Annotated in this window: 28 protein-coding genes; 15 read left to right on the top strand and 13 right to left on the bottom strand. The window is 61.2% G+C overall.

The window, feature by feature from the left end; all coding sequences use genetic code 11:
• Positions 1-300 precede the first annotated feature (300 nt).
• The 11 genes from AADW23_RS11365 to AADW23_RS11315 all read left to right on the top strand — a co-directional run bounded on the left by AADW23_RS11365 (position 301) and on the right by AADW23_RS11315 (position 9,385).
• On the top strand, positions 301-786 hold the full coding sequence (locus AADW23_RS11365) for a cupin domain-containing protein (RefSeq protein ID WP_341861056.1): 486 nt from the start codon (positions 301-303) through the stop codon (positions 784-786).
• A gap of 39 nt (positions 787-825) precedes the next feature.
• Complete coding sequence (locus tag AADW23_RS11360) at positions 826-969, top strand: hypothetical protein (RefSeq protein WP_341861055.1); 144 nt, start codon at positions 826-828, stop codon at positions 967-969.
• Between the two features lie 128 nt (positions 970-1,097).
• A complete protein-coding gene (gene gap, locus AADW23_RS11355; RefSeq protein WP_341861054.1) occupies positions 1,098-2,099 on the top strand; it encodes a type I glyceraldehyde-3-phosphate dehydrogenase in 1,002 nt (333 codons plus the stop codon).
• 199 nt (positions 2,100-2,298) lie between these two features.
• Entirely contained in the window at positions 2,299-3,495 is a 1,197-nt protein-coding gene (locus AADW23_RS11350; protein ID WP_341861053.1) for a phosphoglycerate kinase, read from the top strand.
• Between the two features lie 84 nt (positions 3,496-3,579).
• Complete coding sequence (locus AADW23_RS11345; protein ID WP_341861052.1) at positions 3,580-4,470, top strand: fructose bisphosphate aldolase; 891 nt, start codon at positions 3,580-3,582, stop codon at positions 4,468-4,470.
• 126 nt (positions 4,471-4,596) lie between these two features.
• Positions 4,597-4,890 carry a septum formation initiator family protein gene (locus tag AADW23_RS11340; protein WP_341861051.1) on the top strand — a complete coding sequence of 98 codons (294 nt, stop codon included), beginning with the start codon at positions 4,597-4,599 and terminating at the stop codon, positions 4,888-4,890.
• A 213-nt stretch (positions 4,891-5,103) separates the two neighbouring features.
• A complete protein-coding gene (gene pdhA / locus AADW23_RS11335) occupies positions 5,104-6,132 on the top strand; it encodes a pyruvate dehydrogenase (acetyl-transferring) E1 component subunit alpha (RefSeq protein ID WP_341861050.1) in 1,029 nt (342 codons plus the stop codon).
• A complete protein-coding gene (locus AADW23_RS11330; protein ID WP_341861049.1) occupies positions 6,133-7,506 on the top strand; it encodes a pyruvate dehydrogenase complex E1 component subunit beta in 1,374 nt (457 codons plus the stop codon).
• The gene (locus AADW23_RS11325; protein WP_341861048.1) at positions 7,482-7,754 is read left to right on the top strand and encodes a hypothetical protein; all 273 of its coding nucleotides are present in this window, start codon (positions 7,482-7,484) and stop codon (positions 7,752-7,754) included. The genes AADW23_RS11330 and AADW23_RS11325 overlap by 25 nt, the downstream gene beginning before the upstream one ends.
• Before the next feature lie 27 nt (positions 7,755-7,781).
• Positions 7,782-9,092 (top strand): pyruvate dehydrogenase complex dihydrolipoamide acetyltransferase, encoded by a 1,311-nt coding sequence (locus tag AADW23_RS11320; protein WP_341861047.1) that lies wholly within the window; start codon positions 7,782-7,784, stop codon positions 9,090-9,092.
• Positions 9,089-9,385, top strand: a complete 297-nt coding sequence (locus tag AADW23_RS11315; RefSeq protein ID WP_341861046.1) for a hypothetical protein — start codon at positions 9,089-9,091, stop codon at positions 9,383-9,385. The genes AADW23_RS11320 and AADW23_RS11315 overlap by 4 nt, the downstream gene beginning before the upstream one ends.
• Before the next feature lies 1 nt (position 9,386).
• Here the strand turns inward: AADW23_RS11315 and AADW23_RS11310 are convergent, their stop codons facing one another.
• The 8 genes from AADW23_RS11310 to AADW23_RS11275 form a co-directional block, all read right to left on the bottom strand.
• Positions 9,387-9,917, bottom strand: a complete 531-nt coding sequence (locus AADW23_RS11310; protein WP_341861045.1) for a pseudouridine synthase — start codon at positions 9,915-9,917, stop codon at positions 9,387-9,389.
• Positions 9,917-10,351, bottom strand: coding sequence for a hypothetical protein (locus tag AADW23_RS11305; protein ID WP_341861044.1), 435 nt, complete (start codon positions 10,349-10,351; stop codon positions 9,917-9,919). The genes AADW23_RS11310 and AADW23_RS11305 overlap by 1 nt, the downstream gene beginning before the upstream one ends.
• A 1-nt stretch (position 10,352) precedes the next feature.
• Complete coding sequence (locus AADW23_RS11300) at positions 10,353-10,706, bottom strand: MmcQ/YjbR family DNA-binding protein (RefSeq protein ID WP_341861043.1); 354 nt, start codon at positions 10,704-10,706, stop codon at positions 10,353-10,355.
• The gene (gene polA, locus AADW23_RS11295) at positions 10,703-13,492 is read right to left on the bottom strand and encodes a DNA polymerase I (protein WP_341861042.1); all 2,790 of its coding nucleotides are present in this window, start codon (positions 13,490-13,492) and stop codon (positions 10,703-10,705) included. Before polA ends, AADW23_RS11300 begins: the two co-directional genes overlap by 4 nt.
• Positions 13,493-13,587: 95 nt before the next feature.
• Positions 13,588-14,265 (bottom strand): TIGR02117 family protein, encoded by a 678-nt coding sequence (locus AADW23_RS11290; protein ID WP_341861041.1) that lies wholly within the window; start codon positions 14,263-14,265, stop codon positions 13,588-13,590.
• Complete coding sequence (locus AADW23_RS11285; RefSeq protein WP_341861040.1) at positions 14,262-14,444, bottom strand: zinc-finger domain-containing protein; 183 nt, start codon at positions 14,442-14,444, stop codon at positions 14,262-14,264. The genes AADW23_RS11290 and AADW23_RS11285 overlap by 4 nt, the downstream gene beginning before the upstream one ends.
• A gap of 186 nt (positions 14,445-14,630) precedes the next feature.
• Positions 14,631-15,005, bottom strand: a complete 375-nt coding sequence (locus AADW23_RS11280; protein WP_341861039.1) for an HIT domain-containing protein — start codon at positions 15,003-15,005, stop codon at positions 14,631-14,633.
• 13 nt (positions 15,006-15,018) lie between these two features.
• Positions 15,019-16,596 carry a DUF5928 domain-containing protein gene (locus tag AADW23_RS11275; RefSeq protein ID WP_341861038.1) on the bottom strand — a complete coding sequence of 526 codons (1,578 nt, stop codon included), beginning with the start codon at positions 16,594-16,596 and terminating at the stop codon, positions 15,019-15,021.
• A gap of 153 nt (positions 16,597-16,749) precedes the next feature.
• On the opposite strand from AADW23_RS11275, the gene AADW23_RS11270 reads away from it, so the two are divergent.
• The 3 genes from AADW23_RS11270 (at position 16,750) to AADW23_RS11260 (ending at position 19,819) form a co-directional block, all read left to right on the top strand.
• Positions 16,750-17,568 carry a sulfotransferase family protein gene (locus AADW23_RS11270; protein WP_341861037.1) on the top strand — a complete coding sequence of 273 codons (819 nt, stop codon included), beginning with the start codon at positions 16,750-16,752 and terminating at the stop codon, positions 17,566-17,568.
• Between the two features lie 167 nt (positions 17,569-17,735).
• On the top strand, positions 17,736-18,965 hold the full coding sequence (locus AADW23_RS11265) for a tetratricopeptide repeat protein (protein WP_341861036.1): 1,230 nt from the start codon (positions 17,736-17,738) through the stop codon (positions 18,963-18,965).
• A 2-nt stretch (positions 18,966-18,967) separates the two neighbouring features.
• A complete protein-coding gene (locus AADW23_RS11260; RefSeq protein ID WP_341861035.1) occupies positions 18,968-19,819 on the top strand; it encodes a FecR family protein in 852 nt (283 codons plus the stop codon).
• Between the two features lie 22 nt (positions 19,820-19,841).
• Here AADW23_RS11260 and AADW23_RS11255 read toward each other — a convergent pair whose 3' ends face one another.
• Positions 19,842-22,037 carry an adenylate/guanylate cyclase domain-containing protein gene (locus AADW23_RS11255; protein WP_341861034.1) on the bottom strand — a complete coding sequence of 732 codons (2,196 nt, stop codon included), beginning with the start codon at positions 22,035-22,037 and terminating at the stop codon, positions 19,842-19,844.
• Between the two features lie 189 nt (positions 22,038-22,226).
• Here AADW23_RS11255 and AADW23_RS11250 point away from each other — a divergent pair, with 189 nt between their 5' ends.
• A complete protein-coding gene (locus AADW23_RS11250) occupies positions 22,227-22,916 on the top strand; it encodes a cyclic nucleotide-binding domain-containing protein (RefSeq protein ID WP_341861033.1) in 690 nt (229 codons plus the stop codon).
• A gap of 1 nt (position 22,917) precedes the next feature.
• On the opposite strand, the gene AADW23_RS11245 is transcribed toward AADW23_RS11250, so the two are convergent.
• From AADW23_RS11245 to nth, 4 genes are read right to left on the bottom strand one after another with little or no spacing between them, the layout of a single operon-like run.
• Positions 22,918-23,637 carry a cyclic nucleotide-binding domain-containing protein gene (locus AADW23_RS11245; protein ID WP_341861032.1) on the bottom strand — a complete coding sequence of 240 codons (720 nt, stop codon included), beginning with the start codon at positions 23,635-23,637 and terminating at the stop codon, positions 22,918-22,920.
• Positions 23,638-23,652: 15 nt separating this feature from the next.
• Complete coding sequence (locus AADW23_RS11240) at positions 23,653-24,645, bottom strand: adenosine kinase (protein ID WP_341861031.1); 993 nt, start codon at positions 24,643-24,645, stop codon at positions 23,653-23,655.
• Positions 24,646-24,650: 5 nt separating this feature from the next.
• Complete coding sequence (locus AADW23_RS11235; protein ID WP_341861030.1) at positions 24,651-25,040, bottom strand: RidA family protein; 390 nt, start codon at positions 25,038-25,040, stop codon at positions 24,651-24,653.
• Positions 25,037-25,708 (bottom strand): endonuclease III, encoded by a 672-nt coding sequence (gene nth, locus AADW23_RS11230; protein ID WP_341861029.1) that lies wholly within the window; start codon positions 25,706-25,708, stop codon positions 25,037-25,039. Before nth ends, AADW23_RS11235 begins: the two co-directional genes overlap by 4 nt.
• Between the last annotated feature and the right edge of the window lie 3 nt (positions 25,709-25,711).

The raw sequence follows: 25,711 nt of genomic DNA, 5'->3' as shown, positions 1-25,711 counted from the left end.
GCGCTTCGCGCGGGCTCCTTCCATGCGCTACCGCGCTTCGCGCTACTTGAGCGCGGGCTCTTTCCATGCGCTATCGCGCTTCGCGCTACTTGAGCGCGGGGTCCATCCATGCGCTACCGCGCTTCGCGCTACTTGAGCGCGGGCTCTTTCCATGCGCTACCGCGCCTCGCGCTGCTTGAGCGCGGGCGCGCGTCGTGGCCCGTGATGTCAGCTCAACTGACATACCCCTTCCCATTGCCCCTTTACCCATCCCCAACCCTCCCCCACTCTGGCCCGTAACCAGACCGCAGGAGGCCCCCCATGACCGACAAATACCTACTCAAAGCCGCAGACATTGCCGAGATGGAGGGGTTGGCCAAGGTCCACTTTCTGAACCCCGACGCCAAGCGCGTGAATACATCTCTGGGCGATGAAACCGGTCTCACGGGCCTCGGCATCCACTTGATCGAGGTCGCCCCCGGCGATGAGACCACCGAATACCACGTCCACCACTATGAGGATGAGGCCGTCTATATCCTGTCAGGCACCGGCACCGCGACGATCGGAGAAGAAGATCACCCCATCGCCCCCGGTGATTTCATCGGCTACCGCAAGATGGGCCTCGCCCATACCATTGTGAACACCGGGATCGAGCAACTGCGCATCCTCGTGATCGGGCAACGCCTGGCCCATGACGTGGGCGACTATCCCCGCAAGGCACGACGGATTTACCGCAACGCGGGCCTGCCTTGGGACCTTGTCCCCCATGACGCAATGGCGCACCCCCAGGCGGGGGCGAAGAAATAGCCTTCCGCCCGCCTCCGCCCCGTGGCAGGGTCCAAGCCCATGACCAATACGCTCGCCATATGGATCATCATCGTCATCGCCGCCTTTCTGGCGGTAGATGCGGTTATGTTTGACTGGAGCTTGTCGCTCTTTCTGGGCCGCAAGTTCGCGAGCCTTCTTTTGTGGATGGCCTTCTGGCGGTAGGACACTCCGCCCCTTCCCAAACGGCTGCGCACGCGCTAATACGCAAATGTTATCGCTAACAGCGCTCTCGGATCGCGCGAAAAGCCCCCGCCGCCGCCCGCGCGGCACATACCATTAGGAGTCTCCCCATGGCCGTCAAAGTCGCCATCAACGGATTTGGTCGCATCGGACGTAACGTGCTGCGCGCCATCATTGAATCGGGCCGCACCGATATTGAAGTTGTGGCCATCAACGATCTCGGGCCGGTCGAGACCAACGCCCACCTGCTGCGCTACGACTCAGTCCACGGGCGCTTCCCCGCGACCGTCACCACAACCGACACAACCATCGACGTCGGTCGCGGCCCGATGGCTGTCACCGCCATCCGCAACCCCGCCGACCTTCCCTGGGCGGACGTGGACGTTGTTCTGGAATGCACCGGCATCTTCACCTCGAAAGAGGCTTGCCAGGCGCATCTGGAGAACGGCTCCTCGCGGGTCCTGATCTCTGCGCCCGGCAAAAACGCCGACAAGACGATCGTATTTGGCGTGAACGACGACCAGTTGACCGCCGATGATATCGTAGTGTCGAATGCCTCTTGCACGACAAACTGCCTGTCTCCGGTTGCCCATGTGCTGCACTCGGAAATCGGAATCGTCAAAGGCTTCATGACGACGATCCATTCCTACACCGGCGACCAGCCGACACTGGACACCATGCACACCGACCTCTACCGCGCCCGCGCCGCGGCCTTGTCGATGATTCCAACCTCTACCGGTGCCGCCAAGGCTGTGGGCCTCGTGCTGCCGGAACTGGCGGGTAAACTTGACGGCGTAGCGATCCGTGTCCCTACGCCCAACGTGTCGGTCGTTGACCTGACATTTGAGGCCGCCCGTGAAACCTCGGTCGAGGAAATCAACGCCGCCATCGCCAAAGCCGCCAATGGCCCGCTGAAAGGCATCTTGGGCGTCACAGACGAAAAACTGGTGTCGATGGACTTCAACCACGATCCCCATTCATCGATTTTTGCCACCGATCAGACCAAAGTCATGGAAGGCACAATGTGCCGTATCCTGACATGGTACGACAACGAATGGGGCTTCTCGAACCGCATGAGCGATACCGCGGTCGCCATGGGAAAGTTTCTCTGACCGCGCACAAGTATCCGACGCCACCGATTGCCGCGGCGTCGGATTCGATATTTGGAAAAAGGTGAAGAGGGGCGAGAGCCGCACGCGCGCCGCCCCTCTTCATCTTTTCAAAAATATCGCCGCCGGAGGCATCTAAACTCTTTCGGTGCGCCCTCGCCTCATGCGAGACATAGAATGACTGGCACCGCAGGAGGAAACCATGCGCTTTAACACCCTCAACGACATGGACCTGTCAGGCAAACTTGTGCTGACCCGCGTGGACATCAATGTGCCCGTGGAGGACGGGAAGGTGACGGACGCCACCCGCATCACGCGCATCGTGCCGACGATCAAAGATATCCTCGCCAAAGGCGGTCGCCCAGTGATGCTGGCGCACTTCGGCCGTCCCAAAGGCGAATACGTGCCCGAGATGAGCCTTCGGGTGACGGTGCCCGCGCTGGAAAGGGCCCTTGGCCAGCCGGTGAACTTTGTCGAACGCCCCGATCGCGAGAGCCTTGATGCGCTGCCCCAGGGCACCGTGACCTTGATCGAAAACACACGCTTTGCGGCCATGGAAGAGGCGAACGACCCGAAGATGGCGGGCTTCCTTGCCTCTTTGGGCGATGTTTATTGCAACGACGCGTTCTCGGCGGCGCATCGGGCCCATGCGTCCACCGAGGGGGTGGCCCGGTTGCTGCCCGCTTGTGCCGGGCGCCTGATGGCGGAAGAGTTGAATGCACTGGACCGCGCGCTTGGCACACCCCAGCGCCCTGTGGGTGCTGTTGTTGGCGGCGCAAAGGTCTCTAGCAAATTGGATCTGCTCTATAATCTGGTGGAGAAGCTGGACGTTCTGTTTATCGGGGGCGGCATGGCCAACACCTTCCTGATGGCGCGGGGTGCGCAACTGGGGGCCTCTTTGGTGGAGGCTGAGCTGCTCGACACCGCGCGGGACATCATGGCCAAGGCCAAGAGCACGGGCTGCCGGATCATCTTGCCCACGGACGGCCTTGTGGCGCGAGAATTCAAGGCGGGCGCGGCCTATGACAATGTCTTCCTGGACGAGACCACCGAGTTGGCCGCGGATCAAATGGTGCTGGATGCCGGCGCCGACGCGGTCACGGGCATCGTTTCGGAATTCGCGACCCTCAAGACTCTCGTCTGGAACGGTCCCTTGGGCGCGTTCGAGATCGAGCCCTTCGACACCGCCACCAACGCCGCTGCCCGCGCGGCGGCAGAACTGACTCGTGATGGGCGCTTGACGTCGGTTGCCGGGGGCGGCGACACGGTCGCGGCCTTGAACAAGGCGGGCGTGGCGGATGATTTCTCCTACATCTCCACCGCCGGCGGCGCGTTTCTGGAGTGGATGGAGGGTAAGACCCTGCCCGGCGTTGCCGCATTGGAAGCCGCAAAAACCTAGGCTTTGCCAATGGTAGCGCAACCATGATGGACGCCTTCGTCCCTGCCCCTTAGACCGCTCTTAACGGAACCGAAGGAGCATCCCATGGGCAACGTCGAGCAGATCGCACAAATGCAAAACGGCGCGGGCTTTATCGCCGCGCTGGACCAATCTGGCGGCTCGACGCCCAAAGCGCTAAAGCAATACGGCGTCGATGAAACCGCCTATGGCTCGGACGCCGAGATGTTCGACCTGATCCACGCCATGCGTGCCCGCATCGCCACCGCCCCCGCCTTCACCGGCAAAAAGGTCATCGGCGCGATCCTGTTCGAGATGACGATGGACCGCGAGATTGAAGGCACCCCCGCCGCGGAATACCTGTGGTCGCAACGGCAAGTGGTGCCATTCCTGAAAATCGACAAGGGGTTGGAGGCCGCAGGCGACGGCGTGCAGATGCTTAAACCCATGCCCGATCTGGACGCCACGCTGGAACGCGCTGCCGCAAAAGGCATCTTCGGCACCAAGGCGCGGTCGGTAATTGCCGAGCCCAACGCCCAAGGCATCGCCGCCAATGTGGCGCAGCAATTCAAGGTTGGTGCGCAGGTGTTGAACCACGGCATGGTGCCCATTCTGGAGCCTGAAGTTTCTATCACCGCCCCCGCCAAGGCCGAGGCGGAGGCGGTGTTGCGCGACGCGATCCTGGCCGAACTGGACGCAATGTCTGGCGATCAGCAGATCATGCTGAAACTGACCCTCCCCGAGGAGGCCGACTTCTACGCCCCGCTGATTGCCCACCCCAAGGTGATGCGGGTCGTGGCGCTTTCGGGCGGCTACGCCCGCGATGAGGCCAACGGCAAATTGTCCGCCAATCACGGCATGATCGCCAGCTTCAGCCGCGCCCTGACCGAGGGGCTTTCCGCGCAGCAGGACCAAGCCGCTTTCAACGCCAAGCTGGAAGCCGCGATCGGCTCGATCCACGCGGCCTCGATCACCTAGGCCACGGTTCTTTCGCCCCCACAACATGTGGGGGATTCACAAAGCCTTTGAATTATGCGAATCTGTCTGGGACGGACCCGTTAGAGGCCCGCATTGAATGGCTTGTGATAGCCAAGAGGCAGAACCATGTTGCGGACCCTTTCCCTGACCCGAGCCATCGTGCCGGGAATCCTGTTCCTTGTGGGATTTTACTTCACCTTCACCGCGGTGCAGGGGAACAACGGTCTGTTTCAACGCATTCAGGTCGAGGCAGAGCGGGATCGTTTGACTGAAGAGCTCGCCGCCTTGCAGATGCAGACCCAACGGATGGAAATCCTGACCCATCGCCTTTCGGACGATTATCTGGATATTGACCTACTGGATGAACGCGCCCGCAGCGTGTTGGGCTATGTGCGCCCGGACGAGGTGATCCTTCCTTAAGCCGGTTGTGTCGCTGCTTGGGCCGACACGCGCGACCCGAGCGATTTATTCCTCACGAACTCGGCACCTAACCTTCTGCAACCAAAGGCATTCCCTGCACACATGGCAGGTCTGTGCCCCTGCGTCAGCATTACCGGAAGACTCCCGGCAAAACCTCTGATAACAATTGGTTCAACGTTAAACTATTCCCGGCTCGAAGAGGAGTGGCACGCGATGGCTGCACGCAAGACGACCGAAAAGACAGGCTCAAAGGCCAATGTCTCTGCCGAGGATCTCAAGAAATACTATCGTGAGATGCTCTTGATCCGCCGCTTTGAAGAAAAGGCGGGCCAACTTTACGGCATGGGCCTGATTGGGGGCTTCTGTCACCTTTATATCGGGCAGGAAGCGGTCGTTGTGGGCCTCGAAGCCGCGGCCGAGGAAGGCGACAAGCGCATCACCTCCTACCGCGATCACGGCCATATGCTGGCCTGTGGCATGGACCCCAAGGGCGTCATGGCCGAGCTCACGGGCCGCGAGGGCGGTTATTCGAAGGGCAAGGGCGGCTCCATGCACATGTTCTCCAAGGAGAAGCATTTCTATGGCGGCCACGGCATCGTCGCGGCACAGGTGCCGATCGGCGCGGGCCTTGCCTTCGCCGATAAATACCTCGGCAACGACCGCGTGACCTTCACCTACTTTGGCGACGGCGCAGCCAACCAGGGCCAAGTCTACGAGACATACAATATGGCCGAACTGTGGAAGCTGCCTTGCATTTTTGTCATTGAAAACAATCAGTACGCCATGGGTACCTCTACCCAACGCTCCACCAAGTCCCCGTCCTACTGGGAACGGGGCGTCGCCTACGGCATCCCCGGCGAAGAGGTGGACGGTATGGACGTTCTGGCCGTTAAGGCCGCCGGCGAAAAGGCCGTGGCCCACTGCCGGGCGGGCAAAGGTCCCTACATTCTGGAAATCAAGACCTACCGCTATCGCGGCCACTCCATGTCTGATCCGGCCAAGTACCGGACCCGCGAAGAAGTGCAGGAAATGCGCGAGAAGCGCGACGCGATCGAACACGTGCGCCAGATGCTGCTGACGGGCGGTCACGCCTCGGAAGACGATCTGAAAGCCATCGACAAAGAGATCAAGGAAATCGTCAACGACTCCGCCGAGTTCGCGAAAACCTCGCCCGAGCCCGCGCTGGAGGAGCTTTGGACCGACATTTACGCCGAAGAGGCACCGCAAGGGGAGGCTGTGTAAATGGCTGTAGAAATTCTGATGCCCGCCCTCTCCCCCACGATGGAAGAAGGGACCTTGGCCAAATGGATGGTCAAGGAAGGCGACACCGTCCAATCCGGCGATATTCTGGCCGAGATCGAAACCGACAAGGCCACGATGGAGTTCGAGGCCGTCGATGAAGGCGTGATCGGCAAGATCCTGATCGAGGAAGGCACCGAAGGCGTGAAAGTGAACACCGCCATCGCCATCATCGGTGAGGAAGGCGAGGACATGTCCGCCGCCTCTGCTTCTGCCGCACCAGCGTCAAGCGCCGAGGAAGCCGCGCCAGCGGCTGAGCAGGCGGCCCCCGTCGCGGCTGCCGCTCCCGCCGCGCCGAAAACAGACACCTCGCCCGACTGGCCCGAAGGCACGGCGATGAAAACGCAAACGGTGCGCGAAGCGCTCCGCGATGCGATGTCGGAGGAAATGCGCGCCGACGAAAGCGTTTTCGTGATGGGTGAGGAAGTCGCAGAATACAACGGGGCCTATAAAATCACCCAGGGCATGTTGGACGAATTCGGCGCCAAGCGCGTCATCGACACGCCGATCACCGAGCACGGTTTCGCCGGTATCGGTGTCGGTGCCTCCTTTGGCGGTCTCAAGCCGATTGTGGAGTTCATGACCTTCAACTTCGCCATGCAGGCGATTGACCATATCATCAACTCCGCCGCCAAGACGCTCTATATGTCCGGCGGCCAGATGGGCGCGCCCATGGTGTTCCGGGGTGCCAACGGTGCCGCTGCCCGTGTGGGCGCGCAGCACTCCCACGATTACGCCGCATGGTACGCCCAGGTGCCCGGCCTCAAGGTCGTGATGCCCTACTCGGCAGCCGACGCCAAAGGCCTGCTGAAAACCGCCATCCGCGACCCCAACCCGGTGATTTTCCTCGAGAACGAGATCCTCTATGGCCGCTCGTTCGAGGTGCCGGACATGGATGATTTCACCATTCCCTTCGGCAAGGCCAAGATCTGGCGCGAAGGCACGGACCTGACCATCGTGTCCTTCGGCATCGGCATGACCTACGCGCTGGAAGCGGCCGAAAAACTGGCCGAAGAAGGCATCTCGGCCGAAGTCATCGACCTGCGCACCCTGCGTCCGCTGGACTATGACACCTTGCTGGCCTCGGTGATGAAAACCAACCGCTGCGTCACCGTAGAGGAAGGCTTCCCCGTCGCCTCCATCGGCAACCACCTCAGCGCCTATTTGATGGAAAACGCCTTCGATTACCTCGATGCGCCGGTCATCAACTGCACCGGCAAGGACGTGCCCATGCCCTATGCGGCGAACCTTGAACGCCACGCGCTGATCACCACTGATGAGGTCGTGGCCGCGTGCAAACAGGTGACCTACCGCTGATGCAAGTCCTTGGTAAAAATGCTTCTGCTGATGCCTACCGTGTCTCCGTCGATCTGGGCGGGGATGCGGTAGTGGCTCTGGTCCCGGACGCTTTGCTGTCTCAGCAATATGGCACCGACAAAGCTGTCAGCCACGATCAGGCCTACGAATGGATCGCCACGCAGCAGCACGACCTGACGGACGCCATCAAAGCCCTCAAGAAAGGCGCCACCCCGCGGGCGCCCTTCACTCACATCACGCTCGAATAAGCGACACCCCCTCCAAGGGAGAAACCCATGCCTATTGAACTTCTCATGCCCGCCCTCTCCCCCACGATGGAGGAAGGCACCCTTGCCAAATGGCTCGTCAAGGAAGGCGACACCGTCCAGTCCGGTGACCTGTTGGCCGAGATTGAGACCGACAAAGCCACGATGGAATTCGAAGCCGTAGATGAAGGCATCATCGGCAAGATCCTTGTTGCCGAAGGCACCGAAGGCGTGAAGGTCAACACCGCCATCGCCCTGATCGGCGAAGAGGGCGAAGACTTCTCTGCCGCGCCAACAGCGCCCGCCGCAGGTTCCAGCGCCGTGGAGGCCTCGGGAGAGGCCGAGCAGGCGGACGCCAAGCCCGCCGCGACAGCGGCCACCCCTGCCCCCGCAGCCCCCGCAACGGCCAGCGGCGAACGCATCTTCGCCTCCCCCCTCGCGCGGCGCATCGCGGCGGATAAGGGCGTTGACCTTGCCTCAATCACCGGCTCCGGCCCCCATGGCCGCATCGTGAAAGCCGATGTGGAAGGCGCATCTGCCGCCCCCAAAGCCGCTTCTGCCCCCGCCGAAGCGCCCAAAGCTGCCGCCGCGGGTGGGTCCATGCCCACGGGGCCAAGCGCCGAACAAGTCCTCAAGATGTACGAGGGCCGCGAGTTCGAAGAGGTCAAGCTCAACGGCATGCGCAAGACTGTCGCCGCCCGCCTCACCGAGGCCAAGCAAACGATCCCACACTTCTATCTGCGCCGCGATATCCAGCTGGATGCGTTGCTCAAGTTCCGCTCTCAGCTCAACAAACAGCTGGAAAGCCGGGGCGTGAAACTGTCGGTCAACGACTTCGTCATCAAGGCCTGCGCCCTTGCCCTGCAACAGGTGCCCGACGCCAACGCCGTTTGGGCCGGCGACCGGATGATCAAGCTGAAGCCCTCCGATGTGGCCGTTGCGGTGGCCGTCGAGGGTGGTCTGTTCACCCCGGTCTTGCAGGACAGCGATACGAAGTCCCTTTCGGCTCTGTCTGCCGAAATGAAGGACCTCGCAGGCCGAGCCCGCGATGGCAAATTGCAGCCCCACGAATATGTAGGCGGTTCCTTCGCGATCTCGAACCTCGGGATGATGGGGATCGAGAACTTTGACGCCGTCATCAACCCGCCCCATGGCGCGATCCTGGCGGTTGGTGCGGGCGTCAAAAAACCCGTCGTCGGCGCGGACGGAGAGCTGACAGTGGCCACCGTCATGTCCACCACGCTCTCTGTCGATCACCGTGTGATTGACGGCGCTTTGGGGGCCGAGCTTCTGGCCGCGATCAAGGACAACCTTGAAAACCCAATGGTAATGCTGGCGTGAGACTGCTTAAAGCCCTGGGCCTTATGGCCCTCGGCAGCCTTATGACGATGGTGGTTTTGATCGCCACCCGGGCCGACCCGGTCGGCCCCTTCGTAGTTCCGGCCTATATGGGCGGCGGCGACCTTGGGTTTGTCGCCCCCTACTGGCCTCCGGTCAGCGAATTGGACCGCTTTGCCATCGACTATTCCGCCGCCATGCGGTGCGAAACGATCAACATGTCCCGGCTATCGGTCGAGGTGACGCCACCCCGTGGCCTTCTGCCCGGCTGGATCGAGATCACCTGTAGCGCCTAGACTAAAGCTCTCGCCATTCTCCGGGCGCTAACCCTCTGATATCGTGGGGCCCGATAGAAAACCGCACCAGCCGGATCACCGGGAATCCTACGCCCGCGCACATGCGGCGCACTTGGCGGTTTTTACCCTCCGTCAGAGTTAACCGCACCCATGTATCGGTAATGCTCTTGCGGATGCGCACCGGGGGGTCACGGTCCCAGATCCAATCGGGCGTGCCCACGGCTTCGGCCTCGCAGGGCGCGGTCTTGCCGTCTTTCAACACGACGCCCGTGCGCAGTTTGGCCAAGGCAGCGTCATCGGGCACCCCCTCCACCAAAGCAAAATAGACCTTGGGTGACTTGTACTTGGGCGAAGATATCCGCGCTTGTAGCCCGCCGTCGTCCGTCAGCAGAAGCAGCCCTTCGCTATCGCGGTCCAACCGTCCAGCGGCATAAACACCCTTGGGCAATCCAAGCGCGTCCAGCGCGGGCCAGCCGCCTTCGGACGTGAATTGCGACAGCATGTTCATCGGCTTGTTCACCGCGATAAGCATCAGCGCAGGCCCTCTGGCGTCCGTCTACGAGTTTGCATTTCTTTGCCCATCTGCATCTCTTTGCGAAACCCGAACGCGCCGACCCAGAACACGCCGCCAAAAATCGCCCCCACAATCGGGCTTGCGACGGCCATCACCAGACCGACGAGGAGCTCTCCATCCGCCAAGGTGCTCAGGAACGTCAGGCCAAAGAAGATCCCCGCGCAAACGCCCATCGCTTGGCGAAACGTCACAAGTGCCTGTTTCTTCGCCAAAATTCCCCAAACCACAAAGACAACAATCTGAAGCGGGATCAGCGCAAAGAGGCCAAAGAAAGCCACGAGCCATATCGCCCCGGGTGCTTGACCACCCTCAATCAGCATCGGGATGGCGACGAGCAAAATGCCAAAGAGGTAAGCCACCAGCGTGCCGCGCAACACATAGAGCCACTGCATCCTAGACCTCCCCCGCGTCGAATTTCGCCAACCACCGCTTGGGCGCGTTTTCTCGCCATGTGCGGCGCAACCGCGCTTCGGCCCAACCGCGGTCAATTCGCCCTGCGGCGACCAAAATGAGCCCCGTTTTGGCATAGTGGTCGTGCATCACAAACGTGTCGGGGTCGGCTTCGCGCAACATCTCGCGCTCGTCCCGGGTGCCCTTGAAGATCGCGGCATCGATGTAAGGCGACCACCAGCACCACATCTTGCCGTGGGCCTTGAGGTTCGGATTGCCCCAACTGACGGCGTCTTCGACCTTCGGCAGGCCGAGCGACAGGGCGAAGGCGCGAAGTTGGGGCCAGTCCTGTATCAATGAGCCTCGGCCCAGTTCGCCCCTTGGCCTGCGTCCACTGTGATCGGCACCGACAGATGAACGGCGGGATCAGCCGCGCCTTCCATCACCTCTTTTGCCTTGGAAATCAGGGCGTCCGTGGCATCTTCATCCACTTCAAACACCAATTCATCGTGGACTTGCAGCAGCATCGTGGCGGGGATGTCCTTGATCGCATCCTCCATCCGCACCATGGCGCGCCGGATAATATCGGCGGCGGTGCCTTGGATCGGCGCGTTGATCGCGGCGCGGCCCGCGAAGCCTGCGCCGGGTCCCTTGGCGTTGATCTCGGGCGTGTGGATCTTGCGACCGAACAGCGTCTCTACATAGAGGTGGTCCTTGGCGAATTTCTTGGTGTCGTCCATGTAGGTGCGGATGCCGGGGAAACGCTCGAAGTAGCGGTCGATGAAGCCCTGCGCCTCGGCCCGTGGGATGCGCAGGTTACGCGCCAACCCGAAGCCCGAGATGCCGTAGATCACGCCGAAGTTGATCGCCTTGGCTTGACGGCGCACGTCCGGTGTCATGTCTTCGAGGGGCACATTGAACATCTCGGACGCCGTGGCAGCGTGGATATCCTGACCTTCCTTAAAGGCCTGTTTCAGCGCGTCGATCCCCGCAATATGGGCCAGAATACGCAGCTCAATCTGGGAATAATCGAGCGCCACCAAAACCTTACCGGGTTCCGCCACGAAAGCTTCGCGGATGCGGCGGCCTTCATCGGACCGGATCGGGATGTTTTGCAGGTTGGGATCGGTGGAGGCGAGGCGCCCGGTGTTGGCGCCCGCAATCGAATAGCTGGTGTGCACGCGGCCGGTGTCCGGATTGATGTGATCCTGCAACGCGTCTGTGTAGGTGGATTTCAGCTTGGACAGCTGCCGCCAATCCAACACCCGTCCCGGCAAATCGTGCTCCGTCGCCAGATCTTCTAGAATATCTGCACCGGTGGAATATTTGCCGGTCTTCCCTTTTTTCCCGCCCTGCAAGCCCATCTTATCAAACAGTATTTCTCCCAACTGCGCGGGGGAGCCTACGTTGAAGCTTTCGCCTGCCAACTCGTGAATTTCCGCCTCAAGACCCGCCATTTTCTGAGCGAATGCGTTGGACATGCGTGACAGAACCTCTCGGTCCACCTTGATGCCAGATCGCTCCATTCGGGCCAGAACGGGCACCAAAGGGCGCTCCAACTTTTCGTACACTTTCGTGACGCCAACGGTGTGCAGTTTCGGCTTGAAAAGCTTGTGCAGCCGCAGCGTGACATCGGCGTCTTCCGCCGCATAGGGCGCGGCGTCCGCAATCGGCACGCGGTCGAAAGTGATTTGGGATTTTCCGCTTCCGATCAAGGACTTGATCGGCAGAGGCGTGTGCCCGAGGTAGCGCTCAGACAGGCTATCCATACCGTGGTTATGCAAGCCCGCGTGCATCGCGTAGGACAGCAACATCGTGTCGTCGATGGGCGCGACACTCACGCCGTAATTGGCCAGCACCTTCACGTCATATTTGGCGTTCTGCGCAACTTTCAGGACGCTTTCGTCCTCTAGCATCGGCTTCAGCACGGCCAAGGCGTCTTCTAACGGGATTTGCCCTTCCGCCAGAGAAGTATCGGCAAACAGGTCGTCGCCGCTGCCCCGGTGCAGCAGGGGGATGTAGCAAGCTTCGCCGGGCTTGATGCAGAGCGAGACGCCGACCAGTTCCGCCACCATCTCATTCAGCGAGGTCGTTTCCGTATCAAACGCGACGGTACCCCAGGCCGAGGCCCGGTCTACCCAGTCCTGCAAGGTCTTAACGTCGTTAACCACCTCGTATCCTGCGTGGTCGATGGGCGGCATTTCCGGGGCTTCCTGGGCGGCGGGGGCTGCGGGCTCGGCAATGGCGGGGGCCTCTACGCCCGCTCGCTCTGCGATACGCTTGGTTAACGTGCGGAACTCCATCTCAGCCAGGAAAGCAAGCAGCACGTCCGGCTCTGGGTCGCGCACTTCCAGATCATCCAGCGGTTCCGGCACTTGCACCTGATCGTCCAACAGAACTAACTGCCGCGACAGACGAATTTGCGCCTCATTGTCGATCAGGGTTTGGCGGCGTTTGGGTTGCTTGATTTCCTCCGCACGGGCCAGAAGTTCGTCCAGGTCGCCGTATTCGTTGATCAGAAGGGCGGCGGTCTTGATCCCGATCCCCGGGGCACCGGGCACGTTATCCACGCTATCTCCGGCCAGGGCCTGCACATCCACCACACGCTCGGGTCCGACGCCGAACTTAGCCTCCACCCCTTCGCGGTCGATGCGCGTGTTTTTCATGGCGTCGAACATTTCCACGCCGTCGCCGACCAATTGCATCATGTCCTTGTCCGAGGAAATGATCGTGCAGCGCCCCCCGGCCTCTCGGGCTTGGCGGGCGTAGGTGGCGATAATGTCGTCGGCCTCGAACCCCTCCATCTCGATGCAAGCGAGGTTGAACGCCCGCGTCGCGTCCCGGGTCAGCGGTATCTGCGGGCGCAAATCCTCGGGCATCGCCTCGCGGTTGGCCTTGTATTGATCATAGAGCTCGTTGCGGAAAGTGTGGCTACCTTTGTCAAAGATAACAGCGGCATGGGTGGGAGCGTCAGGGCCTGTGTTGGCTTCAATCATGCGGTGCAGCATGTTGCAGAATCCCGCGACAGCGCCAATCGGCAAGCCATCGGATTTCCGCGTCAGCGGCGGTAGCGCGTGGTAGGCGCGAAAGATGAAGGCCGAGCCATCCACCAGATGTAGATGATGCCCTTTACCGAATGCCATGTGCGCCCCTCCTGATGGTTGCCTTCGTTCTACCGTGCCACAGGGGCAGACGCGACCGGGATTTTCACCAATCGCAGGGGTATTCCTTAATGGCGTTAACGCACTCCCGCCCGCCACAGGGACAAACGCACGGCGTAGGGGGTCGGCGTCCAAGCGCCCATGGGCACCCCTGCCCCCCGCAGCACGCGGCCAACCCATGTGTTGCAGGTGCGCAGGATGTGAAACCGCCCTCGCGCCTCGACAAATCCGGATGTGGCGCGGTGGCCCTCTGCCTCGACCCCGATTGCGTCCGGTGTAGCTGTCGCGGCGATCTCGGCCAAAAGCGCCGCATATTGATCGGCGGAAAGCGACAAGCGGGGCAATTGGTCGAAGGCGATGTTGGGCTGCACCACGTCCACCCGCAGGACCGAGGCATCGCCGGTAATCGCCCGAAGCGTCGCCCTTGCGCTCAGATCCGCCCATTGCGGCGTCGTGGTGTAGAAATCCCGGGCGCCCCAACCGACGATGAAATAGCCCACGCCCGCGTCCTCCACTTGAACCCCGCCAGTGCGCGCAAATTGCAGCGCCTCTCGGGTCTGCGCCGTGGCAGGGAGCAGAAAGTCGACGTGGATCGGCCCGTAAAGTAGTGCAATTTCAACATCATCGCCTGCGGGAACATCGGCAGAGCGGCCGGGGATCAGCCCGCCAACCGCTGCCCCCAAAAGATAGAGCGCGACAACGAAAAAGGCCGCCCCAAAGAGGCGGCCCAAACCCTTGCCGAAGCGGCGGATCACTCTGCGGCATCCACGAAATCCTTGTGGATGAACTTCTTGTCGCAATAGCCGCATTCCACGAAGCCGCTGTCGGGGTCGATCATCAACCACACGCGCGGATGGCCCAACGCGCCCTCTCCACCATCGCAGGCAACGCGGCTCGCGGTCACAATCTCGATCTCGGGGGCGTCAATGCTCATCATGGGGCTCCATTCACTGTGGCTGCTTTTGGATATGGCAGAGGTCTTGCGACCGGGCAAGGGTGGAGCACGCCGCACGGGCCCCGTGACCGCGCGACCTGTCGGCGCATCCGCGGCAGCGCGCGGGGCCGAGCGGCTCCGGCCCAACCGGTTGGGCCGGGGCTTGAGGCCGCGCGCCCCCCCGTTTCAGGCCTTCGCCAACATCCGCCCCAGATGCCGCCCGCCCAATATGTGCATGTGGTAATGCGGCACCTCTTGCACCCCATCATCGCCCGCGTTGGAGATCGTGCGGAAGCCGTCCCCACCATTTCCGGGCGACACCTGCGCACAGACTTGCGCCGCCACCCGGTGGAAATCCACGATTTCCGCATCAGACGCTTCGGCGGCAAAGTGATCAAAGCACACATATGGCCCCTTGGGGATCACCAGGACATGCACGGGCGCTTGCGGATACAGGTCCGCGAAAGCCAGCGTATGGTCGCTTTCGGCCACGGTTTTGTTGGGAATCTCCCCTCGCAGGATTTTCGCGAAGATGTTCTGATCGTCGTAAGAATAGGCCATCGAAGCCCCCTTTTTAATCTGCAAACAGGTGTTGGGTCTGCGCCAACTCTCGACCAACGTCTTGGTCTATCCCGAAGAAATCCGCCAGAACGGCGCCATTTTCTTCGTCCGATTTACCCTCTCTCAAACGCCAATGCTGTTTGAACTCCGCCTCTCGGATTTCCAACTGCTCGTCCAGAAATTCGTGGCGTAGGGTCGGCAGCATCCGTTGCAGAACCTCGCCCGGCGTGTCGTCCGTGGCCAGCCCGACCCGGTGTGCGTGACCCACCAGATATTGGTCATCAAAGTTGCACTGCAATTCAAGGATGCGCGCATTCGCCCGATCGGACATGAAATCACGCATCAGGTCGAGGTTGGCCGGATCAAGGCAGATCACCAGCTGCTCTGTCCCGTAGTAATCAAACAGCATCCGGACCAGCGCACGGCGGTGGCGGTTGCGCTTTTCCATCGTGCGTTCAATCCCGCCCAGGTGGGGAACACGGCAACCTTCTTCGTCAAATAGATACTCAATCCCGCGCACATCCAACTTCTCGGACGAGGCTTTGAGAAGCCGCTTGGCCACATGCCACTTCTTGCACACCAACATATAAAGGTCGCGGTCCGCCCCAAGGGTGCTTTCGCGTTCCCAGAACCTTGTGCCAAAGCGTTTGCCCACCCGGCCCCGCCCGGTCAGGAAGGCGTGTAGTTTCGGCCCCTCCTTCGAGGTGGCAAAGTCCTTGCGGTCCGAGTTCCACAATGCGCCAAGGCGGTCCTTCAGCAAGGTGGCTTCGGCAGAAATCTTGCGGGCGAACAGATAGTCCTGCGAAATCAACAGGTCATATTGGTCGTTATAGAAGGTCACCGGCATGCCGTAGTCGCTGAACATCTTGAACGTCAGGGTCCGGCTCTCAATTTCGCGCGACGGGACGAGGTGACGCACAAGGGTTTGGAAAAACGTCTCATCCGGAATCCAGGTGGTCTTGAAGAAACGGATCACATCGGGGCGCTGGCGGCAGAAATCCAGGATCGACAAAATCGTGCTGCGTCGCAGACACCACCATTGCGAGCCGATCATCACCTGAATGTCGTCGGGGATCTTGCGTTCCAGCCGGAATTTTCGCTGCAAATGGAACGAGGCATAAAACAGCTTCTTGTGGTTCCGCTCGTTAAAGAAGTGGCGGTAGAACAGACGCTCGCCCTTGAAGCCCGTCTTGATCCAGTCCGAGTTGAAGAAATCGAAGCTTTCGACATAGTCCATGTCGCGGTCGTCAAGGAACCTATGGGCGTAGTCCGCCGACTTCACCGCCGCACAATCCCCCGACAGCATGTAGAAATGCGACGCCTTGGGAAACGCCTCTACCGCCGCTTCAATCGCATGCAGCGTGGCTTGGCACAGCGACCATTCCCCCCACCCGCATTTGATGCGCTTTTTGGCAAAGGTGACGCCCGCGTTGTCCTTCAGGGCCTCTTGCAGGGCCGCAAAATCCGCCGGTTTGGCGTTTGCGTCAAAATGAATCGACACATAATCGCCCGTCGCCGTCAAACGCTCAGCCTGACGGATGATGCTTGGCGCATCCTTGTGACACAGGAGAATAAAGGCGATTTTTGCCATTCTGGAAACGATTGCCCCGGACTTACGCGCATTGTTGCGCCTTGTTGTTAACGTATTAATACCTGAGAGAGATTGAAGCGACACCAATTCTTTGCAATTTATGTCTTAAGACCGGGTGAACACAGCACCGGGCATCACGTGAGGTAAGAGCATATGGGATTTCCGGGCACCTGGATGACGACAAGCGAAAGCATGGTGTATCGTGTGGTACCCAAATGCGCTTGCTCAACCATCGGTCAGATCATGTATTACGCCGACAACGGCGAATATTTTGATGGCGACATCCACGATGCCACTGGCGGCATGCACAAGTGGGCCTTCGACAATAGTCAGCCGGTTATCACCAGCAACGTTCAGGCGCACAAAAGCTATGCCTTTACCTGCGTGCGCAACCCCTACACCCGAATCTTGTCCAGCTTCTTCGATAAAATCTGCGGCATTCAACGCAATGGCCGCCGCTATCGGGGCAACATGGTGCCGCTCTTGATCCAGAAATATGGCATCGAAGTGGGCGGCGATGACGGCAAGGGCGAGTTCGACCAAATCGCCAGTTTCCGCCGGTTCTTGCTGTTCGCCCGCGACACCATCCGTTGGCGCAAGCCCATGGACCCGGATATCCATTGGTCCGCCATGTCGGGCCATGTCTCCACGTTCATCGTGAACGGTGGCCAATATGACAAGATTTTCTGGACCGAAAGCTTCAACGACGGCATGCAAAGCGTGCTGGATGCCACCGACAACGCCCATCCGATCAAGCTGAAGGATGTGCCGCGTTTCAACGAATCTGAGGGCCACGGCCCCAAGCGTCTGCACCCGGTCGAGGACTATTTCGACGATCTCTCGATGCATTTGGTCAAGGAAATCTACCACCGCGACTTCGATCTGTTCAAATATGACTTCGACAATCCCGGCAACAAGATGCCCATCGGTGAGATCGACCTTGATGAGGTTCACGCAAAACTGGGCAGGTAATTTCGCCACCCTTCTGCGTCCGCGCCCCGAGACCGTTGCCCCAATGCCGCATGGGCCGCGCGCTCCTCGGGGTGGGTTTGCGGCATTTATTGAATAAATTGGCCACGCCTCGTATGGTTTTGCCAGTTCGAACGACTTTCTTTTCTCTTTCTTCGTAAGGCCCGAAAATGATCCGAGCCCCTCTTCTGGCGTCTATTGCCGCGATCTCGTTAATTTCCACGCCGCTGGCGGCGCAAAACGCAAGCGCTGACGCGCAGCGCCAAGCTATTTTCCAGCAGATGCTGACCGATCCAAGCAACCGACAGCTGATGCGTGACTATGCGCGGCTTTCTGTCCAGGCCCGTGATTTTGAGGCCGCCGCCGCGACCTTGGAACGCCTTGTTGATCTGGAGCCGAACAACGCTACGGCCCGTGTGGAATTGGCGATTGCCTACTTTGCCTTGGGCTCTTACGCGGTGGCCGAATACCATCTCGCGGCGGCTCAATCTTCTGGCTCGTTGTCTCCCGAGCAGCTGACCCAAGTGGCCCGCTACCGCGACGAGGCGCAGGACCGCGATGACCGCTCTGACTACCGGGGCCGCCTTGCCGTGGGCTACGCCTATGCCGACACCAGCGGCGAACAGGGCGCGTTTGTGACCGGCTCGGTGGATTGGCGCATCGACATGGGCGACGCCGATGTCACCCAATGGATCACCGAATTTGCCTTCTCCAGCTATGAACCCGGCGACAGCTCGATCAACAGCCGCAGCTCCGGGCGCTTGCGCACCGGCCCGCAATGGCGCCTGGCCCGCGACGCCTACGGCCCGCGCCTGCAAGCCTATGCCGAACTTGGCTGGTTCCAGAACGATTCCACCCTGTCGGGGGACTATACCTCTTGGGGGGTGGGCCTTGCCTACGCCAACCCAATCAATGAGCGTTTCACGGTCTACGCCGACGCAACCACGGGCCGACAGATCGCCCGCGCCGCCACCGGTTCCGATTTCGATTTTTACGACTTTGATCTGGGCGTGACCTACCGCCCCTCTCGGGACACACGGGTCCGGCTTTCGGGCACCATGGGCGGGCGTGAGGAAGTGGACGATCCCACCCCGATTGAGATCACCGAGGCCTCTGTCCGGTTGGCCGCCCAACACGCCTTTGACGTGGGTTGGGAACATCTGCCAAACCGCTGGATCGCAGGCGCATGGGCCGAAGCGGGGCAGGCAGAACGGATCGACGGCGGCACCACCACGGACGTCGATGAGGAAAGCTATGGGGTCTGGTTACGGGCCTTCGTATTGGAAGATATCTATATTGAAACCACTGCCGCGCAGGTCTTTGAGGATTCTGTCACCGGCGGTGTGACGACCTCACGTGAAGAATTAATTTATACATTCCAAGTCGGTTGGGAGTTTTAAGTATGCCCTTCAAAACCATCACATGGGCCGCCGTTGCGGCCCTGACATTCGCCGCGCCCCTGGCGGCGCAAAACATCGGCACTGTCGCCTCGAGCGAGCCGACGTTGCGTGGCACCCCACCCGGGGCAGGAACGCGGACGTTGGGTTTGGGCGCGGGCGTTGTCCAGAATGAAACCATCGCCTCGTCTGGTTCTGGCCGCGGGCAGATCCTTTTTGTCGATCAGACAACGCTGTCCATGGCCCCCAACACGACAATCGTGTTGGATGAATTCGTGTTCAACCCCAATCGCTCCGGTCAGATGGGCCTGCAAATGACCCAAGGCGCGCTGCGCTTTATCGGTGGCTCACTATCGCGGGGCCAGGAGGCAACGGTCACGACCCCCACCGCCACCATCGGCATTCGCGGATCAAGCGCGTTGATCATTTACCAAAACGGCGAGACGATAACCGTGTTCTTGGCGGGGGAGCGGCTCTGCATCACGTCGACCGCGGGCGGGCGTGCCTGCACCAGCCGCCGCGGCGGCGTGCTGACCGAAGATGGCTACCAAGGCCGCGTGAACCCTGCGTTCCTTGCCCAGGTGTTGGAACTGATCGACGGCGCGCCGGGCGGCGGTGGCGGCTCGGGCCTTGGCTCGGGCGTGGACAATCCCAACCCCTCGGATCGTGGGCCAGTCTCCACAACCGGGGAAGAGTTCGATCCAGAGATTTTCGACGAAGATTTCCGCTTCGATGACCTGTTTGAAGGTCTGCCGGAAAGCCCCCCTGAAACGCCCATAGACCTCTGCGATTACGGCAGCTTGGATTCCGGTTATCTCGATCCTCCCCAGGGCTCGATATTGATTCCCTGCGATTAACGGGCGGCCTGCGCTGACTGATCTACCGCTTTGACTGCGCTACAAATTCCCCCTGCCAGCCCTCTGGCGGGGGGATTTCTTTGTAGGCCTCGATACGATCCAGATAGGCTTTGGCCAGAAGCGCCGTATTGCACGTCGGCACCTTGATCTTGGCCACCCGCATCATCGCCGCCTCCGCCCCTGCCCAATCCTGGGCGATAAAGGTGGCGCGGGCCTCGGCCAAGGCGGTCGCAAAGGCCTCCAATCCCGGTGTCATGCGCGGCAGAACCGTTGACACCTCTACCGCGTTGGCAAAGCCCTTCACCGCGATCAAATCCAGCGTAACGGCCTGCAAATGCGGCGGGCATTCGGCCACTGTGTTCGGCCCCACGCAGTTGCGCGTGCCGTAGATGCGGGTCAGCCCCTCCAGCCGCGCCGCAAGGGTCACGCTGTCGCCGATGCAGGTGTAAGACAGCCGGTCGCGCGAGCCCATCAATCCCACAGACGCAGGCCCGGTGTTCAGGCCGACCCCCAGATTAACCCTCGGCAAGCCTTGCGAGGTCAGCAGAAAATTCGCCTGTTCCGCCGCTTCGTTCACCGCGTGGAGGGCACCCAGGGCGGCGATGGCGTGGTCGGCACGCTCAATCGGCGCGTTCCAGAACGCCATCACCGCGTCGCCCATGAATTTGTCGATCGTGGCCCCGTGATCCACCAGAGCCTCGGCCACAGCGCTCAGGAAAGTGTTAACAAGAGTAACGACTCGGTCCGGAGGCATCCCTTCGGTCACCGTGGAAAACCCCCGCATGTCTACAAACATCACCGTCAAATCCCGCTCCGCCCCTTCTGGTGTCAGGGCGGCGGTGGGGTTCTTTTCGATCTCGGCGATCAGGGGCGGCGGCAGGAAGCGGGCAAAGCGTTCGCGGATCGACCGGCGGGCGCGTTCCTTCGCCAGATAGCCCAGGGTCGTGCCGGGGAGATAGACAAGCACCGCCGTCAGCACCGCCGTCACCGGGTTGAACAACACCCCCCCCATGGAGAACGCCATCACACCGCCCACCACTGAGCCACCGCCAAAGACCAACGCCGCCCCAAGGCCAAGCAGGGGCCGCTCCAGTCGGATCAGGATGGTTAGCAAAATGCCCGAGAGCGCGACGATCAAGATCTCCAGCCCGCGCATCCAATCGGCCCGCATCAAGAACGCGCCTGACACGATTTGTTCAATTATTTCAGCGTGTAGCGTGACGCCTGCAATCTGCCCATCCAAGGGCGTCGTTCGGATATCGAAAAGGCCCTGCGCCGACGACCCGACCAGGATGATCCGCCCCGCAAACCTGTCTTGCAGCTCTGGGCTGATCCCTTCGGCCTCAAACAACGCCCCCACCGGCGTCACGCGTTCCGGCTGATAGCCCGCGTAATACATGCGAAAACGCCCGTCTGCCTCCAGCGGAAAAGACAGCGCGCCGACCTGCATCGCCGTGGCCGCAACGGTTCCGCCCGACATCTCGCCGGACGCTTCCGAGGTGCGCAGCACATGCCCCCCCGCCCCTTGCGCCACCCGCAACAGCTCTGCCGACAGCGACGGGATCAACACCCCCCCGAAATCCGAGACCATGGGAACGCTGCGCGTAATCCCATCGGCGTTGCGCCCCAAAGAGATCGTGCCAATCCCGCTGGCCGCCGCCGTCAGCTCGGGCAGATTGCTGATCGCGCCGGGATAAGTGGTTAACGTGCTCGGCGTGGCCCCGGTCACGGCAAACCCGGCCACGGCCTCGGGCATGGAGCCCTCCAACCCGCCCGCGACCGACAAAACCACCGGCCGCCCCCGCATCGCCTCGGCAAAGCGCGTGTCATGCGGGGCGATGCCAAGGTCCGGCAAGACGGGTGCCGCGCCATCGGTGAACCGGGCCCAGGAGTCGACAATCAATTCAGGAGAGGTCCGGTCCGGCTCGGCAAACAACACGTCGAAGCCCACCGCCGCCGCGCCATGGTCAAACACGCGATCCGTCAGCTCCGCCATGTAGCTGCGCGGCCACGGCCACTGGCCGTAAGCGCCCAAAGCGGCCTCATCAATATCAATGATGTGGACCGGCGCCGTTGGGTCGTAGGGGCGTGGCATCGTGCGTTGGTAGCCATCGAAAACCGCATCGCGGGCGCGTTCAAAAATCGGCGGGGGAAAGGCCGTCAGGCCGACCATCAGTGCCGTCACCACCAGTCCCAAGATGACTGTTATCCGTGACATCGCCGCCCCTCTTCGTGGTTTTCCATTGGCCCCCTTGCTGCAATGGGTCCCTTGTTGCTCGGATCGTGGCGGATTTTCCGTGTCGTCGCAAACCCTTCCGGCGCCCTCGCGGGATTTGACAGGCCGGTGTGTCGCAGTCCACCCTGTTGGCTGACGCGGGCTTTCTCTTGCGGCAAGGACAAGACAGCCATGGAATATTCGATCTGGTCGGCCTCCGGCCTGCTGGGGGTTGCCCTTTACCTATCGGCTTACGGCGGCCTGCAACTGGGCCTTCTGCGCGGCAGCTCTCTCACCTACACGGCGATGAATTTACTTGCCGCCTCGGCCGTGTTGATCAGCTTGAACGAGGCATTCAACCTGTCTTCGGCGTTGATCCAGGTTTTCTGGATCGTCCTATCCGTGGTGGGATTGGCGCGGTTGGCGTGGCACCACAGCCAAGCCCGGTTCACGCCCGACGAACAGGCGTTTCTTGCCGCCCATTTCAGCACCCTTCCGCCCCATCTGGCACGTAAATTCCTGCGTTTGGGGCGCTGGCAAACCGTCAGCCCCGGCACGGTTGTGTCGCGTCAGGGCACCATGGTTCACGAGCTGATTTACATCGGATCAGGCCAGGCCGATGTCCGCGCCCATGGTGCGACGGTCGCCATCCTTAGCCCTGGCGCGTTGATCGGAGAGTTAACGATTCAACATGGCGGAGAGGCCACCGCCGATGTCGAGATAACGGCCGAGGCCCATATTTTCACCCTGCCCCGCGCCGCCCTGATCCGAGAGTTGGAGGCGGATCATGCCTTCGCCCTCGCCGTTTCGGGCGCCTTGCAGATTGAGGCGCAGCGCAAGATTGACGCCGCCAACCGCGAGCGGGCCGTCGTAGCGCCCTAATTCAAGAGGGGTTAACGTCGTTAACCTTCTCCGCCCCGACGGCTGGGACGATCGGCACCGACTCCGCCACCTTGCGCGCCAACTCTGCCCCGAAAAGCGCGGTCATCGCGTTCTTGAACGCAGGCGAGTGCGCCATATGTTTGCGCAAAACCGTGCTATCCACGCGCAAAACCGTGCCGCCATCGGGCAAGGTCACATCGGCGCTGGAGACGTTGCCTGTCAAAAATGCAATCTCCCCCACGAAAGCCGGACCTCGGATCGGAAAGCTCTCGCCCCCCTTGGTGATGGTGATCGTGGGGGCGAAGACCAACATCAGGTCATCCACTGGCGCGCCCTCTTGTGTCAGCACGGTGCCCGCGTCGGCGAGCTCTGCCTTAACCATCTTTCTCAGGCGGCGGAACTGTCCCGGTGTGAGGGTCGAGAAATGGCTGAACGTCTGCCGGTCATCCGCAGACATCCGCCACGTTGTCCGCTCGGACACGATGGCCACGATCAGCACCACGTTGATGCTGAGTAGCGCGATGTTCGAGAAGACAGAAGGCAAGATCGGATCCGCGCGGAAGAAGTAATACGCGGCGTCGCAGATGAAGCCGCATACCACCAGGACCCGCAGCCACATCTCATCGCGCACCGCGAACCCCGCAAGCTTGAACACCAGCCCAACCAGCAAGATCGCAATGCTGCCCGTGCCCATGTTCAACTGTGCAATAAGGTCCGCCATGTGCCCGCCTCTACCTTAGATCAAACCTTGCTCGGCAAAGACCTCACGCAGGGGGCGCTTGGGGCGGGGGCCCACATGGGCGATAACCTCTGCCGCCGCAGCGACGCCCATTTTACCTGCGACCTCAAGGGTTTGTCCTGTGGCGACACCGTAAAGGAAACCCGCTGCAAACTGATCGCCCGCGCCTGTGGCATCCACCGGCGTGACCCGATTAACCGGCACTTCGACACGCTCGCCGTCGCGGATCAAGATCACCGGGTCGCCCGAGCGGGTGCAAACCACCGTCTCACAATCGGCCGCGGCTTCGGCCAGCGCGGCCTCGATATCCTCCACCTGGTAAAGCGAAAGCCACTCTTCTTCATTGCCGAGGGTGAAGTCCATTTCCTCGGCGATCAAGCGCCGGAAATCGTCGCGGTGACGGTCCACGCAGAAGGGGTCGGACAGCGAAACACCGGCCTTGCCGCCGCCCTTGTGGCAGGCTTGCGCGGCGGCTCTGAAGGCGCGTTTTCCCTCGTCCTTGTCATAGAGGTATCCCTCCAGAAACAGATACCGCGTGTCGCCCGCAACGCCTGCGTCCACGTCGCCTTCGTCAAAGTCTGCGCCCGCGCCCAGATAGGTATTCATCGAGCGTTCCCCATCGGGAGAGACGAAAATCATCGACCGTGACGTGGGCGGCACATCGCCATCTACGGGCGGATTGGGAAAGTCGATTCCGTCCGACGTCATGCCATCTGCATAGAACTTGCCCAACGCGTCGGATTTCACTTTTCCAAGAAACGCTGCTTTCAGGCCCAAGGTCCCGGCCCCCGCGACCGTGTTCGCAACGGAACCGCCGGGCGCTTGCACACGGTCGGTCATCGCGCCGTAAAGGATCTCGGCGCGTTCGCGTTCGATCAGCTGCATGATGCCTTTCTGGATTCCCATATTGTCCAAAAAGCTCTCATCCCCATGAGAGATCACGTCAACAATCGCGTTGCCGATGCCGACAAGGTCGTATTTCTGGGCCATGGGTTCTAGTCCTTTAGAATGGCGTCGAGTTCGATCTCGACCAACCAGTCGGGATCAACAAATGCGGAAACCGCCATCACCGTGGTGACGGGGCGGATGTCGGTGAACACCTCGGCGTGGGCGCGGGCTGCGTCCTTGAAGGTGTTGATATCAGTCAAAATTATGCGGGTGCGGATGACATCGGACACGCTGCCGCCCGCATCCGTTAACGCCGTTAATGCAATCTCGAGGCAGCGCTTCGTCTGGCCGTATACGTCGCCGACGCAATCGGTGCCGCCGCCCGCGGCAATCGGAGCCGTGCCGCCGATGGCCACGATATTGCCGATGCGCACCGCCCGCGAGAATCCGATCTGAGGCTCCAGATAAGACCCGGAAGAAACATTCTGACGGCTCATCTTTTGGCCTTTCCGGGCAAGGGATCGGGTGTCTTGTCTTCAAAAACGCAGAGGTCGCGGATCAGACAAGCGCCGCACTTGGGTTTGCGCGCCACGCAGATGTAGCGACCGTGAAGGATGAGCCAGTGATGGGCGTGCAGTTGGAATTCGGCGGGGACGTTATCCTCGACGGCGCGTTCCACCGCTTCCACGTCCTTGCCCGGCGCAATCAGCGTCCGGTTGCCGACGCGGAAGATATGGGTGTCCACCGCCTGTGCGGGCATCCCCCACCACATGTTCAGCACCACATTCGCGGTCTTGCGCCCCACCCCCGGCAGCGATTGCAACGCCGTGCGCGATGAGGGCACCTCGCCCCCGTATTCATCCACCAGTATCTGGCTTAACTTGATGACATTCTTGGCTTTATTCCGGTAGAGGCCAATGGTTTTTATGTGCTCCGTCACCGCCTCCAACCCAAGGTCGAGCATCTTTTGCGGCGTGTCGGCGATCTTGAACAGCTCGGCCGTGGCCCGGTTCACGCCCGCATCCGTCGCCTGCGCCGACAGCGCCACCGCGACCACCAGCGTATAGACGTTGACGTGGTGCAATTCGCCCTTGGGTTCGGCCTCGGCATCGCGGAACCGCGTGAAGATCTCGTGAATCGTATGATATGGAAGCGCTTTTGCCATAGC

The organism is Gymnodinialimonas sp. 57CJ19 (genome assembly GCF_038396845.1).
In the GTDB taxonomy this organism is placed as follows: Bacteria; Pseudomonadota; Alphaproteobacteria; order Rhodobacterales; family Rhodobacteraceae; genus Gymnodinialimonas.
Note: the sequence above shows the minus strand (reverse complement) of the source record. Positions and strands in the feature narration are given on the sequence as shown.

Coding starts and splice junctions, on each gene's coding strand:
- AADW23_RS11365 (WP_341861056.1), top strand. CDS start 301: ATGACCGACAAATACCTACTCAAAGCCGCAGACATTGCCGAGATGGAG.
- AADW23_RS11360 (WP_341861055.1), top strand. CDS start 826: ATGACCAATACGCTCGCCATATGGATCATCATCGTCATCGCCGCCTTT.
- gap (WP_341861054.1), top strand. CDS start 1,098: ATGGCCGTCAAAGTCGCCATCAACGGATTTGGTCGCATCGGACGTAAC.
- AADW23_RS11350 (WP_341861053.1), top strand. CDS start 2,299: ATGCGCTTTAACACCCTCAACGACATGGACCTGTCAGGCAAACTTGTG.
- AADW23_RS11345 (WP_341861052.1), top strand. CDS start 3,580: ATGGGCAACGTCGAGCAGATCGCACAAATGCAAAACGGCGCGGGCTTT.
- AADW23_RS11340 (WP_341861051.1), top strand. CDS start 4,597: ATGTTGCGGACCCTTTCCCTGACCCGAGCCATCGTGCCGGGAATCCTG.
- pdhA (WP_341861050.1), top strand. CDS start 5,104: ATGGCTGCACGCAAGACGACCGAAAAGACAGGCTCAAAGGCCAATGTC.
- AADW23_RS11330 (WP_341861049.1), top strand. CDS start 6,133: ATGGCTGTAGAAATTCTGATGCCCGCCCTCTCCCCCACGATGGAAGAA.
- AADW23_RS11320 (WP_341861047.1), top strand. CDS start 7,782: ATGCCTATTGAACTTCTCATGCCCGCCCTCTCCCCCACGATGGAGGAA.
- AADW23_RS11310 (WP_341861045.1), bottom strand. CDS start 9,917: ATGCTTATCGCGGTGAACAAGCCGATGAACATGCTGTCGCAATTCACG.
- AADW23_RS11305 (WP_341861044.1), bottom strand. CDS start 10,351: ATGCAGTGGCTCTATGTGTTGCGCGGCACGCTGGTGGCTTACCTCTTT.
- polA (WP_341861042.1), bottom strand. CDS start 13,492: ATGGCATTCGGTAAAGGGCATCATCTACATCTGGTGGATGGCTCGGCC.
- AADW23_RS11285 (WP_341861040.1), bottom strand. CDS start 14,444: ATGAGCATTGACGCCCCCGAGATCGAGATTGTGACCGCGAGCCGCGTT.
- AADW23_RS11280 (WP_341861039.1), bottom strand. CDS start 15,005: ATGGCCTATTCTTACGACGATCAGAACATCTTCGCGAAAATCCTGCGA.
- AADW23_RS11275 (WP_341861038.1), bottom strand. CDS start 16,596: ATGGCAAAAATCGCCTTTATTCTCCTGTGTCACAAGGATGCGCCAAGC.
- AADW23_RS11270 (WP_341861037.1), top strand. CDS start 16,750: ATGGGATTTCCGGGCACCTGGATGACGACAAGCGAAAGCATGGTGTAT.
- AADW23_RS11265 (WP_341861036.1), top strand. CDS start 17,736: ATGATCCGAGCCCCTCTTCTGGCGTCTATTGCCGCGATCTCGTTAATT.
- AADW23_RS11260 (WP_341861035.1), top strand. CDS start 18,968: ATGCCCTTCAAAACCATCACATGGGCCGCCGTTGCGGCCCTGACATTC.
- AADW23_RS11255 (WP_341861034.1), bottom strand. CDS start 22,037: ATGTCACGGATAACAGTCATCTTGGGACTGGTGGTGACGGCACTGATG.
- AADW23_RS11250 (WP_341861033.1), top strand. CDS start 22,227: ATGGAATATTCGATCTGGTCGGCCTCCGGCCTGCTGGGGGTTGCCCTT.
- AADW23_RS11245 (WP_341861032.1), bottom strand. CDS start 23,637: ATGGCGGACCTTATTGCACAGTTGAACATGGGCACGGGCAGCATTGCG.
- AADW23_RS11240 (WP_341861031.1), bottom strand. CDS start 24,645: ATGGCCCAGAAATACGACCTTGTCGGCATCGGCAACGCGATTGTTGAC.
- AADW23_RS11235 (WP_341861030.1), bottom strand. CDS start 25,040: ATGAGCCGTCAGAATGTTTCTTCCGGGTCTTATCTGGAGCCTCAGATC.
- nth (WP_341861029.1), bottom strand. CDS start 25,708: ATGGCAAAAGCGCTTCCATATCATACGATTCACGAGATCTTCACGCGG.